This is a genomic window from Flavobacterium sp. GL_143 (genome assembly GCF_057834355.1).
This window is the reverse complement of the sequence record NZ_CM174401.1, coordinates 2,745,489-2,764,093: the sequence shown is the minus strand read 5'-3', so window position 1 is coordinate 2,764,093 and position 18,605 is coordinate 2,745,489. Positions and strand designations below refer to the sequence as shown.

Annotated in this window: 7 protein-coding genes; 2 read left to right on the top strand and 5 right to left on the bottom strand. The window is 30.2% G+C overall.

Annotated features, from left to right (window positions below; all coding sequences use genetic code 11):
• Window positions 1-198: 198 nt before the first annotated feature.
• Both AC3IPI_RS12025 and AC3IPI_RS12020 read right to left on the bottom strand, forming a co-directional pair.
• A complete protein-coding gene (locus AC3IPI_RS12025) occupies window positions 199-1,275 on the bottom strand; it encodes a helix-turn-helix domain-containing protein (protein WP_489159160.1) in 1,077 nt (358 codons plus the stop codon).
• Between the two features lie 3 nt (window positions 1,276-1,278).
• Window positions 1,279-2,259: a helix-turn-helix domain-containing protein gene (locus AC3IPI_RS12020; RefSeq protein ID WP_489159159.1), complete on the bottom strand. Its 981-nt coding sequence runs from the start codon at window positions 2,257-2,259 to the stop codon at window positions 1,279-1,281.
• A gap of 1,152 nt (window positions 2,260-3,411) precedes the next feature.
• On the opposite strand from AC3IPI_RS12020, the gene AC3IPI_RS12015 reads away from it, so the two are divergent.
• The gene (locus tag AC3IPI_RS12015) at window positions 3,412-4,134 is read left to right on the top strand and encodes a sensor histidine kinase (RefSeq protein ID WP_489159158.1); all 723 of its coding nucleotides are present in this window, start codon (window positions 3,412-3,414) and stop codon (window positions 4,132-4,134) included.
• A 5-nt stretch (window positions 4,135-4,139) separates the two neighbouring features.
• Window positions 4,140-4,541, top strand: coding sequence for a response regulator (locus AC3IPI_RS12010; RefSeq protein ID WP_489159157.1), 402 nt, complete (start codon window positions 4,140-4,142; stop codon window positions 4,539-4,541).
• Between the two features lie 1,970 nt (window positions 4,542-6,511).
• Here the strand turns inward: AC3IPI_RS12010 and AC3IPI_RS12005 are convergent.
• The 3 genes from AC3IPI_RS12005 to AC3IPI_RS11995 all read right to left on the bottom strand — a co-directional run bounded on the left by AC3IPI_RS12005 (window position 6,512) and on the right by AC3IPI_RS11995 (window position 18,152).
• The gene (locus AC3IPI_RS12005) at window positions 6,512-7,369 is read right to left on the bottom strand and encodes a PorP/SprF family type IX secretion system membrane protein (protein ID WP_489159156.1); all 858 of its coding nucleotides are present in this window, start codon (window positions 7,367-7,369) and stop codon (window positions 6,512-6,514) included.
• 34 nt (window positions 7,370-7,403) lie between these two features.
• The gene (locus tag AC3IPI_RS12000) at window positions 7,404-8,087 is read right to left on the bottom strand and encodes a T9SS type B sorting domain-containing protein (RefSeq protein ID WP_489159155.1); all 684 of its coding nucleotides are present in this window, start codon (window positions 8,085-8,087) and stop codon (window positions 7,404-7,406) included.
• A 66-nt stretch (window positions 8,088-8,153) separates the two neighbouring features.
• Entirely contained in the window at window positions 8,154-18,152 is a 9,999-nt protein-coding gene (locus tag AC3IPI_RS11995) for a LamG-like jellyroll fold domain-containing protein (RefSeq protein WP_489159154.1), read from the bottom strand.
• Between the last annotated feature and the right edge of the window lie 453 nt (window positions 18,153-18,605).

The following is an 18,605-nucleotide window of genomic DNA, read 5'->3' as shown; positions in this document are numbered from 1 at the left end:
TTTGCGACCAAACATGTAACCATTAAAACTGGTCAAACGAAACCTCAATAACAAACTGTTTTTATTACTTTAACACCCCTAACTTCTTCTTAATATAAAATTATAATAAGACTTCGTTATTTATAAAAAACGATTAAACGACTTGTCTTAATCCATAACTTTTAAAAGGAAGATAGTTAAGATAGTTTGTGAATTCGATTATTTTGGATACAAATTAGAGCTCCTAGACGGTTGATGCCTATATAATTGGTAATCATTTTTGTCCTTACTAACAAAATCATCAGTCGGTTTTTTTCCAAAAAAATCTAAATATTTAGCAGTAAAATAACTATTTCTAGGATATTGCAACAAATTTACTACTTCACAAATACTTGTAAATTCTTTGCTTTTTAGCAGCGTACTTGCCAACATTAATTTTTCTCTTATAAAAAATTGATTGGGTGCATCACCACAAATATTCTTAAACAATAATTTATATTTAGATACACTCATTCCTGCCATTTTTGCTAAAAATATAATAGATGGAAATTGACCATATAAGTTTTCTAATAGATATTTTTTTGAATTCAGAATGGCTTCCTTATTAATTACAGTGGTTTCAGAAAAACTAACCGTAGTATAACTATCAATAAAATTTCCCAACAATTTAAGCCCTATCCCTTTCAAAAATAAATCAATATCAATATCAAAAACTGTTTTTTGCTTAATCGAATGAATCAATATCATACTTTTACTATCTAACTTATCATACAAAACAATATCACTTTCAAGACAATTAATTTTATCCTTTAAGATCTCTTCAGTAAAAATTTCTTCTAAACCTTTTTTTTGTCCACTTCCCTTTTCAATATAATCATTTAATATCTTTTTGTCAACAATCAGCCTAAGAACCAGTACTCTTTTCCCTATTATTGGACTAAAGCTATTAGCAACTTGATTACTCATAATTGAAAAAGTGGATTTAACTAACAAAGTATCCTTGTTTTTAACTCCATCTTCAACAATAATAGGATTAACTTCATCGCTAATATCGTATTGAAGAATATACAAATCTTCTTCTGATTTAAGCCGCTTAATTAGAACTTGCGTTGTATATACAACATCCATAAGCACAATGGAAATCCCAGGTATAATCTCTGTCAAATAAAACTCTCCGTTTCCTTGAGTTTTGGGTATGATCAATAATCTATTATCAATTAATTTTCCTCCAATTTTTTTCGACAATTCTAAAAACCATTTTGTGTCAATTGTATAATTTTCGTAAAATTCTACCATAAATTATAATTTTTGAATAAATTCTTTAGGATTAATACCAAATTTTTTTTTGAAGTGATATGCAAAATAAGAACCATCAATAAAACCTAAACGCCTAGAAACATCAGAAACACCCCATTTCTTTGTTTCAAGAAACTCCTTGGCTTTTTCAAGTTTTTTTTCAATAAAAAAAGCATTTGGAGATATTCCTGTAATTTTCTTAAACAAACTATTAAATTTAGACTCAGACATATTTGCATTCTGCGCCATTACTTTATTACCTGGATAAATACTTTCAACATTTTCAATTAAAAAATATTGCGCTTCAATAATGCATGACAAATCATATTCATCAACAAGCTGGACAACAATTTCATTATTTCCTAACTTTTTAAAGTATTCCGAAAGCAATAAAAATGCTGTTGAAACTAACTTTAAGTCAAAAGCTCCTTTTCCTACTTCATTTTTCCTTAATTCAGAAAGCAACTGTAAACTATCATTACTCATCCTATCGAAACGAATCATTGTGTTTACTTCTGAATCAAATAAATCATTAATTTTATTACCAAAAGCATTACTTCTTTCAAAATATTTTTTTACCAGCTCTTTTTTTATAAATAAACAAAGCAAAAAATATTTACTTCCACAATGAACTTCATATTGGCATTCCAACGAACTATCTATGACAAACAAATCATAAGACAAAGCCCCTATACTACGACTTATTCCCTGATATTTCATTTCAATCTCTCCTTCCGAAAGATTATAAAACACTCCGACAAAATCGTTTTTATAATTCTTAATAATAAGCTCAAAATCGATATGATATATTAAATCAATATAAAGAGCTACAATTCCTTCTCCACACTCTAAAACATATTGATCACCTGTCTGAATATCATTTGGAACTTTAATAAAATTTCCATTAATTTCTCCATTAAAATTTTTTGAAAAAAAATCTACCCAATCTAAATCCGCACCGTAATGTTGCTCAATTTTTTTCATACGTTTTCAAATTATTTCCCAAAAGTCGATTTGTAATTAAAACTTAATATTACCACAATTAAAAAATACCAAAAGAGAACCAGTACTAAAAACATAACTAGCTAAATACTTCTATACAAAATAAATAATAAAAAAAAAAATAACAGTCATCATAAGTCATAATAACCCAACGATACACCTCAATGAACTAACAAATCAAAAAAAAAAAAATCCTTCAAAATAAACCAATAAAACAGTCTTGTATTACGAGAACAACTAGAAACACTGATAAGAAACTATAACCTAACGTACAACCAATTGCTAACAAAATTATCTCACACAAGCCCTAGCTTAGATTTAATTTATATTTTATTATTACACTATTATGACTTATTATCACACAAAAAAAAATTGACAATCCTACATTTGCATATTCTTACATTAGTAATAATGTAATTCAATTATTTGATTATCTTAATAAGATTAAAGCCATACTTATATCAAAATAATGTTGTAGGGGTAACAATATTTTGATTTATACTTTAAACTTCCTCTAAACAAAATAATTAAAAACTTACACCTAATTATGTAATTATGGCAAAGAACTATATTAAAAATTCTCCACGTAAATAAAATTCGTCTTAAAAAAAATCAACAACTAAGGAGTATATTGTTGTTTTTTTTAAGTTTAATGTTTTAAGCTACGAAATATACACAATCTTAATTTACAACCAAAAAACATGTTGATTTTGTTATTATCAAATTATTAACACATAATTTAATTTATTCAGACAATTAAATAAAATCAATGTGTTATTGTCAACGAAATAATGTTTTTTTGTTTTTTTTCGCAATAATAAAATTCTTACATTCATAACTAATTTTAAATTATTTTACTAATCATAAGTCTCCATATTCAAATAATATAGTAAGGATATTATACAACTTATATCACATGAAACCAAGGAAAACATATAACAAAACAAGGTTATCAGAATTAATAAACAAATAGCTCAGAGATTATACCCAAAAAAGCTGGTTTACGAGAAATCAAAAAATACAGGAGACAAATACATGATACAGATGTACATTTTTTTAAATATACTTGAAGAAGGAGCATACATTAAAATCTCATTAATTATATTATTTTTTTTTATTCTAATTATTTTAATAATGTTAAAAAAAATAATACTCTTAAAAAAAGAGATTGTGTTTAAAAATAAAGAAATGTTTTCTCTCAATAACGATTTCGATAATTTTACATACCGAGTTTCACATAATCTAAGATCACCAATCACTTCTCTTAAAGGTTTAATCGAAATAATCAAAGATGAACCTAATTTAAAAAAAAACAATTGTTATTTAGAGTTAATGTCTCAAAGTCTCAATAAACAAGACCAATTTATAAAAGATATTATTGATTATTCAAAAAATAAAAACATCAAGACATTAATAAAAACTATTAGTTTAAACAAATTGATAGATGATAGTATCTTCCTTAATCGCAGTACAGTTTCCACTGAAATTATAATTACCAAAGAATTACATATTGATCAAATTCAAGGCGACAGTTTAAGGTTGAAAATAATTTTGAATAATTTACTTTCCAATGCGATAAAATTTAGTGATAAAAATAAAAAAATAATGAAAATATCTATCCGAACCTATAATTTAGGCAGATTTCTTAACATTGAAATTCAAGATAATGGGATTGGTATCCCTGAAGAATATATAAATAAAATCTTTGATTTATTCTTTGTAATTAACAGTGAAAAAGGTTCTGGATTAGGTCTTTTTGTAGTGAAAAAAACTTTAAACAAGCTTAAGGGGAACATTAAAGTCAATTCTAAAAGTACCATAGGAAGTACATTTACAGTAACAATACCTAATCAATAATACGTATGAAAACTACAAAACAATATAATGTCTTAATAATAGAAGACAGTAAAATTGATCAATTTATTACAACACATTTTCTTGAAAAAATGGCAAATGTCTCAGAGATAAATATAGCCAACAATGGTCAAGAAGGAATAAAATGGATTTATAACCATAAAAAAGATATCAGTGGATTTCTAATTATTCTCTTAGACATAAACATGCCAATAATGAATGGATTACAATTCCTGACTGAATATCACAAATTAAAAGATGACCTTAAAAGTAAAACAGAAATTTTCATATTATCAACTTCCTTAATTGAGAGTGAAATTGAAAATCTTAAAAATAATATTTACGTTTCAGATTTTTTAAATAAGCCTATTAGTCTAGACGAACTCAGTAAAAAAATATCAAAACGTTAATCGTCAGTTAAAATAATTACAATTCTAAGTTTTTTAATATGAGCCTGTGGTCATTTTTTTCGAAATTTAGTCCTTTGCTTCATAAGCTACCGGGCTATTTTAATCACTAAGCTCCTCTCTGAGCAAAAAATTAAAATCTCCAAACACCACCTATAATACTATGATTCCATTTATTTCATGCTATTTTTACTAAAAAAAGACACCTGTTTTTATAAGTCTCGCTTATCTACAAAGTGATTAAACAAATTTTTATTCATAAAAATTGATAAAACAAAAAATAAGATTTATTTATTTTAAAATGATACAAAAACTCCCGAAAAAGGTAAGAAAATATAAAAAAATAATTTGGTTAAAGGAACAATTACTTCTGTTTCATCTAAGAAAAAATTTTAGATTTTACATGTCATAAAACACAAAAGATTAACGCTATCCAAAATATATAATTTTTAGTCTGTTAATTTCAAAATAAGACATACATTAATCTAGAACAACGCTAAAGATAAATAATGAAGAAGTGTTGTAAAGGTGATTGCCATACTACGATCCAGTATTCTGGTATGTAATCATTTATCAAATTACAAGTAAAAAACACAAACTAAATTAGCAGTAATGGGAGAATATGAGACTAATTTAAAAGTTAATAATTAATAGTATAATTATTTTCTAATTTATACTATAAAGTCCATGAATAATAGAAGTTCTTCCCAATTTTCATTCCATTATCTTACAATGTAACTATTTACAATTCCTCATAATTTGCAAAATCCAAGATACACTCTAACACATTGTTTACTAAAGAATTATAGATTTTATTCATATCTCTTCAGCTTATTATTTTGTCTTTTCTAACTTACAATATCAGGGCGATGTTCAAATTTGCTGTACTATACGCAGAATTAAGTTAACAATTCTAGAATTGCATTTTTGATGGTTTGAGTAAAGCCACTTAAAATGTCAATTACAATAGAATATAAGTACATCCTCAACACTTCGAACTTTAAAAGTCTTAAAATAGCACCTACCTCAAAAAAACTTTCATTCTTCCCTAGCTACCAATCCCTATTTTTAATCATCGTATTTAAGTTCTACAGTAAGTTAAATAATTATGTCCTTCCTCTAATAAACTTTCTTTTCATAAGAACTATATAAAATAAAAAAGTTCAAGACCCTATTATCCTCAACCTTATAAAGTTAGGGAGATCTTATTTTTAATACTTTCTATAATTAACTTAGCAAATGTAGCAAAGTATTTTTAACTCCAAGTTCTTAACTACGCCCAAACGAATATCCTTCCCTTTAATCTGAGTGCACTGAAAAGGCTTCGTCACAATAAAATCAAACGCAAAAAAAGGAGCCAAACCATAATATTTTAACTCTTTTCAATCAATTATAAAATACAATATATGCAGAAAATAATTTGAATAGAACAAAAAAATAAAGGCCTTAGATCATTCTTTTTTTATACTTTTTAAAAATGCAACGTTTTTAAATCCCCCTTGTTTGATATTTCACGATTTCCCATTCAAACCTCGCCCTTTATCAATTACCTCTGTCTTTAGATTTGTATAAAGTATAAAAAAAGGATTTTAAAGTGGTTAAGCTTTAGAATCCCTTTTTATCTTGATAGTTTTATTCCTTTATGGATGATTCAATTTACTATGTTTTTTACCATACATAAAATAGAATAGTTTTTGCATTAGAAATCTATATAACTCAATTTTTCATTTCAGTTTTTGGTAATATTCAACAATTTTCAAGTGTTCTTAGTCCTCAATAAGTAATCGATACGAAAATACTTTAATGATTTGTTTTTTTAAATGTTTAATAAATCTATTATACCAACAATCCGAATCTTACATATGATACATGCATTTTGGACTTAATCGTAAGACAAAAAGGTCATTGCTTTATGGAAAGCTAAAGATGATAAAGACTGGTTCATTTCTGCTTTTCCCAACACCTATTTAGGTTTAGAAATTAGCAAAAAAACCTAATTGATGTGATTTAGAAGCTGGTAACTGATTTGTTAAAGGAATTCCGAAATTATAGCCTACGCTAATATTTGTGAATTTTATTCCAAATCCAGCTACTGCTTGGTTAAAATCAGTAATATTTAGTTGTCCCCAAAACTGTTCCATATAAATTGCATTTATACCACTGGTAAAACTATAATGGTTTTCAGAAGTTTTAAGTAATAAGATTGAAGGTTTAATTTGAATATCATAATCTCTGAGAAAAGTATATCCTAAATAAGAATTTAAGCCGAGATGTATTCCACTAGAGTCTAATAAATAAGGCATAGAAAGAGAAAATTCGAGATTGCCATTTTTATATAATGTTCCTACTTCCATTCGTAAATTATTTTCCGCATATATTTCGCTTTTTAATAAAGGATCATTTTGATCTACATAAATATTTCCACGATTTCCGCCTTTTAGATTAGTAGAAGTACGGTTAATTCCAGCACTTAAACCAAAAGACAGTAATTGCTCCCTATCTAAATTTATTTTATATGCTATAGACTGATCTAATATAAATTCAGTGAAAATTTCTTGATTTACATATGTAATGCGCGTTCCAGTACTTATGTTTACGTCTAAATTAAAGTCAAAATTGATTCCTTGCACGAAATAATTACTTGCGTCGTCTAAATCACTCGGCATTAATAATGATGTTACAGATAGCCTCATTTCATCGTTCTCTCCAGCGTAAGCAGGGTTGAATGTAAACTTATTTTGCTCATACATATAATTTCTCAACGGATATTGAGCATAACATATGGAAGAGTAAAAAAGAATAAAAGTTATAATAATGTATATTTTTTTCATTTTAAAGTTATGTTTCTTATGGTGCGGATAAATTTTATTTTACAATCTTAATTTTAACTTTGTAACTTGGCCTCTTATAATTTTCGTAATCCCCAGCAAAATATAAATAATACTCACCCTGCTTTAATTCAGAACCAGACCAGTCGTTTTGATAGTTTTTTGTATTATAAACTCTGGTCCAATTCACATCATAAACCGCGAGTTCATTATTTGTATAGGAATCTATATTTTTTATGGTTAGAAAATCATTAAATCCATCAAAATTTGGAGTAATTATGTTATTATATAAAAGCGAAGGAGCATCAGCAATCAAATGATCACTAATTATATAAGGTTCGGCAACTGTTCCTACCTTTAAATCTGAAATGAATGTAGCAGTATTTATTGCTTCCGAAATAGTAGCTTTTTGAGCATTATACATTTTGAAGGTTATCGGTACATTATCTTGATTACTATATATGATAAGATTTGCTTCATACCGATCTTGTGAGTTTACATAAACTACAGGAGAAGCCACACCTATAACTTTGTTATTTGCAAAAGCAGCTACTTTATCATTTTCACTTCGAGATTCAGTGCCCGAAAATTTCAAAACGACAGTATAAACCATTGATAAATCATATTGACTAGGATTTACTGTCCAATCTGGAACTTGCGACATTGCAGAAAAACTGAATAAAAGCAATGTAACATTAATAACTATATATTTATATTTCATTTTTTTGATATTATAAAATAGGTGTTGTTTTTTTACTTCCAACACCTATTTTTAATTACTTAATATTTACTTAATAATTTTTTTTGATTTTATTAGAGTGTTCGATGCATCATAAATATTGAATAAGAACACTCCACTTGCGAGGTCAGAAACTTTTATTTCTGAAAGCTGCACATCTGAATCAACTTTTTGTGATCTTACTAATTTTCCCTGTATATCAAACAAATGAATACTTAGAATACCATGGTTAAGAGGTAGTTTTGCTACAAAAGCATCTTTAACGTTATCACGATAGATTATAATATTATCATCACTTATATGAAAATCATTTATACTTAACAATAACGGATCATTAACCTTACCTAAAACAGCATCCGTATCGAAACTAAATTTCTGTGTTATTGGATGTACTTTTTCAGACGAATCTTCGAATTTGAAATTAATTTGCTCTTCTTTTGTTTGTCCGTAAATAGTTATAAAATAAGTATTGGCATGAATAATTGGATTATAAACAGGTGTAGTCTCGCTTCTTAATTCATCTCCTACATAAGCTTTCAATGTATTAGACATTGATTGATCATCTAATTCTACATTTGCAATTATATTCATCGTGTTTGCGTATTTACTACTAGCAGCGATAACTTTCACATTTTCCTCAGAAGATTCAGAATGTATTTTTGAAGTTAATGAATAATCCGTATTCGGAAAGTTGAAACTTCCAGCACTATCAGTCTTAAGCAAGTACCCTTCGCCTGGCACTAAGTGAGTTAAATTACCAACCCAGCCAAATTGCTCGTTGTAAATTGAAACAGCTTGCTGATTTTTAATAACATCTCCAGTTTTAAGATTCTTTAAACCTCCAAAAGCCTGGTTTAATGGTGTTTTTATTCCACCAATAAGTCCAATCCAGTTCCAACCATTAATATAATTGATAGTTACTTCAGAAGACTTTAAACGTGTTCCACTGTATGTCCATGTATTGTCAGAATTTACATAAATTTTATATCCAACGCCAGCTTTAACACCACCATTGTTAGTAATTGTCCCTATCCATCCAGATTTACTATCATATCCATCTGCTAAATCAATCGTTCTAATCAAATCTCCGTTTGTTGCTTTGACAGATTTTAAAAGATCATTTGTATTAAGAACCTTATCTGGATTATAATTGTAATTAAGATCTTCAGAAACCCAATTCCATCCTTTTTTCAAAGGATAAGAACGTTGAATTGTATTAAATACTTTTAATATCTCAGGTGTTAGAGAAGAGCCAATTACAGCATTAGAAACAAATTGATAAGTAGGTGTAACATCTACGTATACTTCTCCTTCAATAGCTTTCCATATACGTAATTCAATCTTTTCACCAGAAGCCATGTTACTATAAACAGGTAAGAAGGCTTGGTAGTTATCAGCTGAAGCAATGTATTTTAAACTTGCTATTCCACGACATTCTCCATTTACAAATGCTGCCACTTGATCATTTGAATCTCTCGATATTATATTGTTTACCGATAACAGTCCTATTATATTCATATTGTATTGAAAATCGTTTGGATTAACAACCCAATCTGCTGGTAATGGTTTTTTAACATTTAATGTCAAGTTCATTATTTCAGCATATCCATATTCAGTTAATAACTGAATATCATTATTATAACTCCCTATATTTACATTCTTATCAACAGTAAAGTTAACTTTTTGAGTACTGTTAGGTCCAATTCTCCCTGAAGAAGGATTTACAGTAAGCCAGGATGGCAGATTATTAATATTAAAATTATATGTTGTGCCTCCGGTATTTATAATCGATGTTTCGAAACTAATTCCATTGCCTGTTTCTATAGTTAAATCTTTTGTTGGTTCCATCCATTTTACTTGATTTCTATCTATGAAAGCAGTCCATGTTACTGGTGACACCATCGGATTTCCATTTAAATCCTGAATATTTTTAACTGTAATATCCAAAGTTACTTTCTCAGTTCTATTGTCATAAACTGGAGAGATTATTATTTTGTCTTTATTGACATTATACGTAAAATCCACCTTACTAATTGGTCTAGGAATCTTAATCAAAGGAGTGTTTTTATCGTACTCTACTGTCCCTTTAATTGAAGAAGCCATACCTGATTCTTTTACAGCTGTTTCTCCAGTTGCAGCAGAAACGATTGAAGATTCTAAGAAATTAATACCTGACATTTCTTCGTAAATATCAAAAGGTAAATATAAATCAAGACCTATCTCATCCCCTTTAAGCATGTAATGTCTGTCACGGTCAATTTGATCCGCTTTTCTTGCTGTTCCCCAAATTCTAATTTCATCTATTGAACCAATAAAATATTCGTCATTACCACCAGATCCGTCAGGATTTACCCATCCAAGTGAACCTATATTTAACTTTGACCCACCAAATCCAGAAAAATCAATTTCTTTTGTTACTCCTATTTTTTCTTGTTTTCCATCTATATATGAGGTTACATTTCCTCTACGATTAACAACTAGCGCAAAGTGGTGCCATTGGTTATCTAAATAATCGCTATTTGTCGCAACAAACATTTTATTATTATTCCAAACTTCAATGAGACCATTATTTGATTTTATAGCCCATCCGGTCGTATTCGTATCAGAATTATCTCCTTTCCCATTTGACAAAAAGGTTTCTTTGATTGCATTTTTACCATTAAACCAAAATTCAATAGTTAAATCTGACTCTTTATCATAAGCTGGCGAAGTGATTGTTCTTACAGATGAGCCATCACATTTCAATGCATTTCCTGTTACAGATGCTTGCCAGGTCGCAGAAAGTATATTTGCATTTCTTAATCTTATGTGGTCCTTGGCTACTTTACCCTCTAATTCTTCCATTAACCAGTTTCCTACTAGACCAGGCTCATTGTCTTTAAGACGTTTAGTCGCAACAATATTGATTTCAGATTCTGATAAAGCTTTATTCCAAAATCTTAATTCATGCATATTTCCGTTGAAAGAAGTATTTTTGCCTAAGACGTCTTTCCCAATAATTATTTTATCCGTTGTTTCATAATTAGGAACAAAATTTGACAAAATAGCATCTAATTTACCATTGACAAAAATTTTAGCTTCCTCTCTCGAAGAGTCATAAGAAAATGCTACATGAGTCCAGGAATTATCATTTATTATTGCTGTTTTACCAGTTATTTTGGCTAGTCCTAAATCAATATCTAATTGATTCTGTCCATTGAATCCAAGAACGAATGCTTGCCCTTGTAATCTTCCCTGAGATACAACTGTCTCGGTGCCTATTTTTTTACGTTTAAGATAAAAATCAGTAGAAAAGGAACGATTGTTAAGTTGCAATCCTTCCGGAATTTCCATACTATCCCCATTTCCGTTAAAGTATAAACTTGCAGGATGCCTTAACTCTCCTTCGTTTAGTACGGCCCTAATGTCAAAATTAAAAGGCGTTAGGACTCCAGCATTAATTGTTTCATTAAGTTGTAACGAAATATCTTCACCAGCAGATAGAATTCCGTCAGAAGGCTGTGGAGTTCCAAAAGGAGATGGGACCGTACGATCTATAATACCATCAATACTCGGTGATGTGTAGACAACATCAGCGTTGTCTCCATTGCAAATACTTTGAATTCGTAGATTGTATTTATCGTCTGGAAGTGATGCAACATCCCAATTATAGATAAATTTATTACCTCCTTGATCACTTAAAAGTGGCGCATTTCTCTGTACTTCAGCATTTCCTGCATTAATACGTTCATCTTCATTACGATAATAAACTTCTAATAATTTCCAATCAGCTTCAGACTCATTTGAATGTTTATATTGAATTCTTACTGCTTTAAATCCAGCATAATTAACATCATATCCTCCTATTTCGAGACTTAATTTGTTTTTGTTACTATTATTAATTGTCCAGTTGTTTCCAGGACTTGTAATAGTAGATTCACTACAAACAGGTATATAATCAATATTTAATTTAATACTAGCATTGATACTATCGTCACATACCGATCCAAAATTAATTATAAGATCTTTGTACTTATAAGCTTTTGGTCCTCTCTTAACAGTAAGTGTTTGTATAATACTTTGACCAAAAGGTAGTTCAAATGTAACTGGTTTTACCAAACTTTCACCATTTATAGAAACATCCAATCCATCTGGGTTTGATGCCGGATCAACATATAACTTGTATTGGTTAACAGCATTCTTAATAGGTTTTAATTCAGTATTGTTACTAAGACGTAATTCAAATGAAGCAGGAGAAGTAGATGGGACATTTAGTCTTGACGCCTCGTCATTTCCATCTACCAAAATGCCAGGTTTTTCAATCTGCACAGTTCGATTCCCAATTATTGGTACTGAATTAGCATTATATAAGTCTAATAAAGTTTTACAAGATTGCTCTTTTCTTTGAATTAGCGAGTTAAATCTATTAATTTCATTAGTTTTATTGGTTTGTAAATCAGTCAGTTTAACAGTTAATAATTGTTTTTGAAGTGCGCATAAATCATCATCACCCCTATTCCCTGTGGAACAATTTAATTTATTTATCTGAGTATTTACATCGGCAATTAATGTCTCATAATTTTTATTAATCGCCGCTAGTCTTTCAGTTTTAAGAGAAGGAATATTATCTACCCAATATTTTAAGTAATAAATGTGTTTTTTAGTTGTTTCTAATTCCTTTTCTGGTTCAAAAGGACATGATGTTTGACCAGCAGCAAGTTCAAATATTGGACTATCATTTCCTCCTCCTTTAAATACATTTACACTAAAAGTATTGTGCAGGTCATTATCTTGTATCGTATAGGATGTCGTCACACTTTTTTTACTCCCTGTAGTAGTAGAATAACCGCTTGCAGTATCCCCTGTTCCAGAAATTTCAATTACTGGACCTACCAAGACACCAACTCCTAAAAGGAATTTATTTTCTGTTGAAATTCCTCCCCCGGCAAGTAATTCATTTGAACTGAGACGAAGTTCTTCTTTTTCGACAGTTGAGGTGTTATTATATGCAATACCTGAACTAATAGAAATATTTTTTTGTTCTGGTGTATCAGTATTTATTGCAGTCCATTTTTCAATCTCATTGTCCATTAAAATTTCCTGCCATGCTCTAATTTGAGAGTTATACCATCTCACTTTATCCTGTACTATCCCTTTTTCTACAGGAGCTTGCGTTCTTGCAAACGTATAACTGGCACCTGTATCATCAGCGTCATCATCTTTGGTATAATCTGTTCCATTACTTTGACTTCCTAAACGCGGATCATCATTATTTACAGCATACAAAGGATTATCCGCTGTTATATGAGTAGTATATAATTCTGGATTGCTGATAAATAAACTATTTCTTATTGATTTTAAATTTGGTATTATATTTGTTTTTATGTGCGCTTCTGAATATAGAAAATACGTCGAACCCTGATCGTTTTGAAAATAAACATCTGATGTCCCAAGAATATATTCTTTCCCGTTACTTGCAGTAATTTTTTTACCCAAACATCCTACACAATTCTCTGCAGGAACAAATTTTAAGTTATTAGAACGACCTATTTCTATATTTCTTGAATTCGATATAAAATAATCTCCTTGGCCTACAGCATCTTCACTTGATATAGAAATATCTTCTGATAATGCCAGTGCGCTATTTGAATTGTTTTCAGTCCTATTTGTCTTTTCTCCATAAGTTTTTGCTAAAACTGTATTTTCACTTTTACTAAGTTTCACTCCAACGAGAGGAGCTTCAGCTTCAAATTCTATTCCAACACCAATGCCAATATCCCAATCTCCTCTTGTTTCAACTGTCTGTGAAGTCTCCTTTGTAAAACTACTTTCTCTTGTTATCGTAACACTACTTCCTGACCCGGGAGGAACACGCAAGGTACTTTCTATAGTCACAGGTGCAGCGGTAATAAAATTTGTTCCAGGTAATTTAATTCCCCCCATTACATATCCTTTATATCGCAAAGAAGAATCTGTAGTGTTTGGCCAGTAAATGGTTTTTCCTGCAGTTTTGATAGTTATGCCAATTGACTTTGTATACGTATCTTCTGGGGCTGCTTGTGCAACAAAATCAGGTTCTCCAGGTAAAAATGAGTAATTTACAGCCCCATCTTTTTGCAAATTGAAAGTATGAGTATTTCCTTCCAGTTCTATAATATTACCATCTGCATTTATATAATATGCATTTTTCACATTATCCTGACGAGCAGCGATTCCATTAGATACTGTCACTTCTCCATCAAGTACCGGTACTTCATCTATCGCAGGATTAGCAGCTGGTTTTGGTCCTTCGTAAGCATATCTTTCGACTGCTTTAATTGTAGTATTATAACGTTCCCCTTGTTTAAACAAAGGATACTTTAAAGTTGCAGTCGAAATTGTTATTTGTGTATTATTAACTTCATCAAATATGCCAACTTCCTTAGTTCCTATTGTCGTTTTTGCAATAGGACCCTCAACTGTATTCGGTAAATAATCGGCTCCCGAATCATCTACTAATTTTACTAAAGGAGCAGTTCTGTAAATTATTGGCTTTGCAGCATTATAGTTTATAGTTTTATCTACAAAATTACCATTGGTAAGTACTTTTTGCGTTTGATTTATACCTGTATATGCAGCAGATGTATTTAGTTTAATACCTGTAATGTCAGCTTTATAAATTATAACACCATCATTTGATGTGTATTTTACATCTGAAAAACCATATTCTAACGGTGGGAGCATAATTTCAAATTCTCCAGTTTCAGGATCAGTCTCAACTCTACGGTTTATTTTTAAATCTGTTGATGTTATAGTAAAATAGGTTTGACCAATATTATTTATCAATTGTTTCCCAGCTTGTAAATTTCCTTTATCAGTCAGGAATCCAAGAGTTTTATTTCCTTCTACCAGCCCTCCTACAACAGAACCTACTAATTTTAGTTTTGTATCATCTAATATTTCTATTCCTGATAACTTGTCCTGAAAGTCATAAGTGCCATTTTCTAAAGATGGAAAACGGTTGCTTACAAACGTGTGATTATTTTTTCGGAATTCCAAAAAGTGCTTTCCAATTGGAACTGAAATTGAAAATAATCCGTTATCATCCGTAAGTACAGCCTGACCATCTACTAATACCTGTTGAATTCCATCAATCCAAATTGACACACCAGGCGAACCAGCTGTTTTAGAAGTAGTCCCCAAATTATCATCAAAGTTAAATCTAACATTTCCTGTTACTTGAAATGAAGATCTGTCTGTAAAATCAATATTATTTTCAATACTTTTACCATCACCTAAGAATAAAATTCTATTAGTAGGTGAGAATTCATGCACAGAACCTGTTAAAGTTAATGTAGGAGTTATTCTAATATTTTCTCCTGTCCCGTTAAACAGGAAGTTTTCAATAATATAATTACCATTTTGATCCGTATAAGCTCCAAAACCTAATTGTTCCTTAGCCGGAACAGTTGTACTCCAAGTAGCTCCTATAATTTCTCCATCTATTTTGTTATAAATTCCATTTCTTCTTGAAAAATCAAATACATAACCACCATTACTTTCATCAAATCTCCAATATCCACACAAACCAGGTGTTTCTGAACTAACAATTCGGCTATAATCTCTTAATACAAGTTGTGGTTCTATTGCAGTATTGTAAATTCTAAATTCATCTATTAATCCATTATATGCACCTGCTATTCCGTCATTTGTAGCAAGATATATAGCACTTGTTGATGTCGTTGATAGAGGATTTGTATTTGTTCTGGTCGTACTAGCATTTTCGACACCATTAATATAAAGTTTTACAGTTGAAGCATTGCAAGTAACAAATATATTACTAAAATTATCCGCTAATAAATTACTACTTGATTCTACACTGTTACCCCCAACTGTTGCTTTTACCTGACCGTCAATCAATTCTATCTTGAATAAGCCATCTTGTTTTGCAATCACACTCGTTCCGCTTACAGTTGTTGGTTTTACCCATATCGCTGTAGAAAATCCTGTTTCACTATAATTAATAGGAATAGCATCAGAGTTGATTTTTACAAACTGTGTGCTTCCATCAAAATTTAAACAAGTTCCAGTTACGCCACCATCTCTTTCGGCTATTACTTTTACATCTGGAACAGCAATTCCCCCGGTATAAGAAATATTTCCTGACACAGTTGCTGCGGGCAATCTAAAGCCAATTCCCGTTGCTAATCCCCGCATATTTTTAACCTCTTTATACGTTTTATTTAATAATGTCTGCACATCAAAACTGCTAATTTTTCCTAAACCACAATCGGCTTCAAATACAACATAATATTCATACATTGTTTTTGCAAAGGCTGTTTTATCTTCCCAACTACGAGTATTTCTATCGATAGAAATCATTAATTCAGGAACCTGCATACTTTCGGACTGACGGCGATAAATTTTAAAATTTCCTGCAAAATCAAAATTTATATCCGTTTTCCAATCTAAAAGAACAAGATCAGAATAATACCCCTTTGATGTTTTAAGATTATCTTTTTCAAAAAGAGAAGCCATATCAATATTCGTTATATCGATATTAGTAGCTCCAGTTTGGCTACTCGTAAAAACTGTGGCAGCACTTGTAGTACAATTATCTAGTGCTGCAATTTTATAAGAATAAGCATCACATGTACTTGTTTCTCTATCTGTGTATTCCAAATTTAGTCCAGCTGCTCCATCTGCCTGACTGCTTACTAATGCTCTAAAATTATCTAAGGTTAAATCGGTAACTTTTTCAATACCTTTTTTAAGATCTCTTCTTGTAATTCTATATTTTTTTGAACCAACATTAACAAAGTCTGATTTTCTCCAAAGTTTTTCATTCCACTTTAATCTTACACCAGCATCTGTTCCACCAAGTAATTCTGCACCAAGAGTAATAGGAGCATAAGGAGCTTTGGGAGCAATTCCAGAAAATACTTCCGATTGTTCCCCCTCTTCTGGGCAGGTTCCTCCTGTACCTGTTAATTTAAAATAATAATCTGTACCTAATATAAAATTAGTCGCTTCCAAAGTCGCAGTACGTTTTGATCCAGAAATGTCACTTAATTTTGTAAATGTGCCATTAGCATTAGTACTTGAATAAACAGTAAAAGTTGTTGGACTAAAACCCTCCCATTGCCACGAAAGCTTTATAGTACCATCACATAGATCATTTGATGCCGATAAATCAAATGGAACACCTGTTTTTAATGTGGTTATTTGAACATCTTTTGTATAAAAAGGATCTATTCCGTACCTAAAATCATCTCCAATGAATAACTTCACATTAATATTTCTATTTGTAGAAGAAAGAACCGATTGCGATATATCTTGAATTATTCCAGATGAATATGGTTTAGGATCAGAATAATTATCATCTATTATTGCAGTAATTGCACCATAAAATTCGGTACCGGTTAAATTTGGAGGAGTCCAAGAGATATCAGAACCTCCACAAAAAGGTTGTGTTTTTACAACAGGAATTGTCACTGAAGGAGATGTACTATATTTAATATTATAGACGAACCTGCTAGGTGCATTATCTGCCGTAAAAGTACAATTATTTTGTTCATACCCCGCATAGTCAACGTGCATATCATAATTTCTCATAGATACCTGATTGGTAGAATACAAAGAAGAAGTAGGAATGTTTTTTACTTCGAGATATACCACATCACAATATTGATCATTATTAGCTGAGCTTCTGATTCTTGAAGTTGCACTAAGAGCTATATCAATTGATCGATCTTTGGTATAGGATGCCAAATCAGTTGGGCCTCCAGCTCCTACATTAATTATAATGTCTTGGTTTATGCGAATAGCACATCTTTTATAATTCGCTATCGAATGTGACCGGGTATTTCCCGTTTGTACAGGCACCACAATAAACATACTGTTACCATAAATATTTGCCTTAAGATATGGCGCCCTATCGCAAGCAAAGCGCTCATCAGCCCCAAATAGATCTTCCATATTATTAATAACTGGAAAATGATTCGTTGTCTGAGCAAATGACATTTTTGTCAGAAGCAACAAAAACAAAGTAATTACTATCACTCGTTTTGGAAAATAATTTTGATTCATTGATAAAGGCTTTATTATGTTAATATTTCTTGTTTGAACGAAATCACCAATAAATCTAGCTTACCATAAAAAACAACTTGTCTACTAGTGACATTGCGTTTTATCCACAAAAGCTAATTAATCGTTTTTTTACTTAAATGATATATTGATTGTTACAAATATTATTATTTGATTCTATTCCAACACAAAGAGGCAAAACTAAATCATTAATCAATCGCAAAATCCCGCAAAAAGCCAAAAAAATAGAAACATAAAACTAAGTTTCAGAAGGCTGAATGAGAAAATCCAAGAATAATCTTGCTCTATAAATCAAAGCAAAAAAAACGGTCAAATTCTCTTGTCCTATGTATAACTTACAACTAATGAGGGCACAAAAAATAAAAAGACATAGTAAAAAGTTTCAATTAGTAGAAAACCTTCTGAAATGATTGATGAGAAAAGTAAATTAAAAAT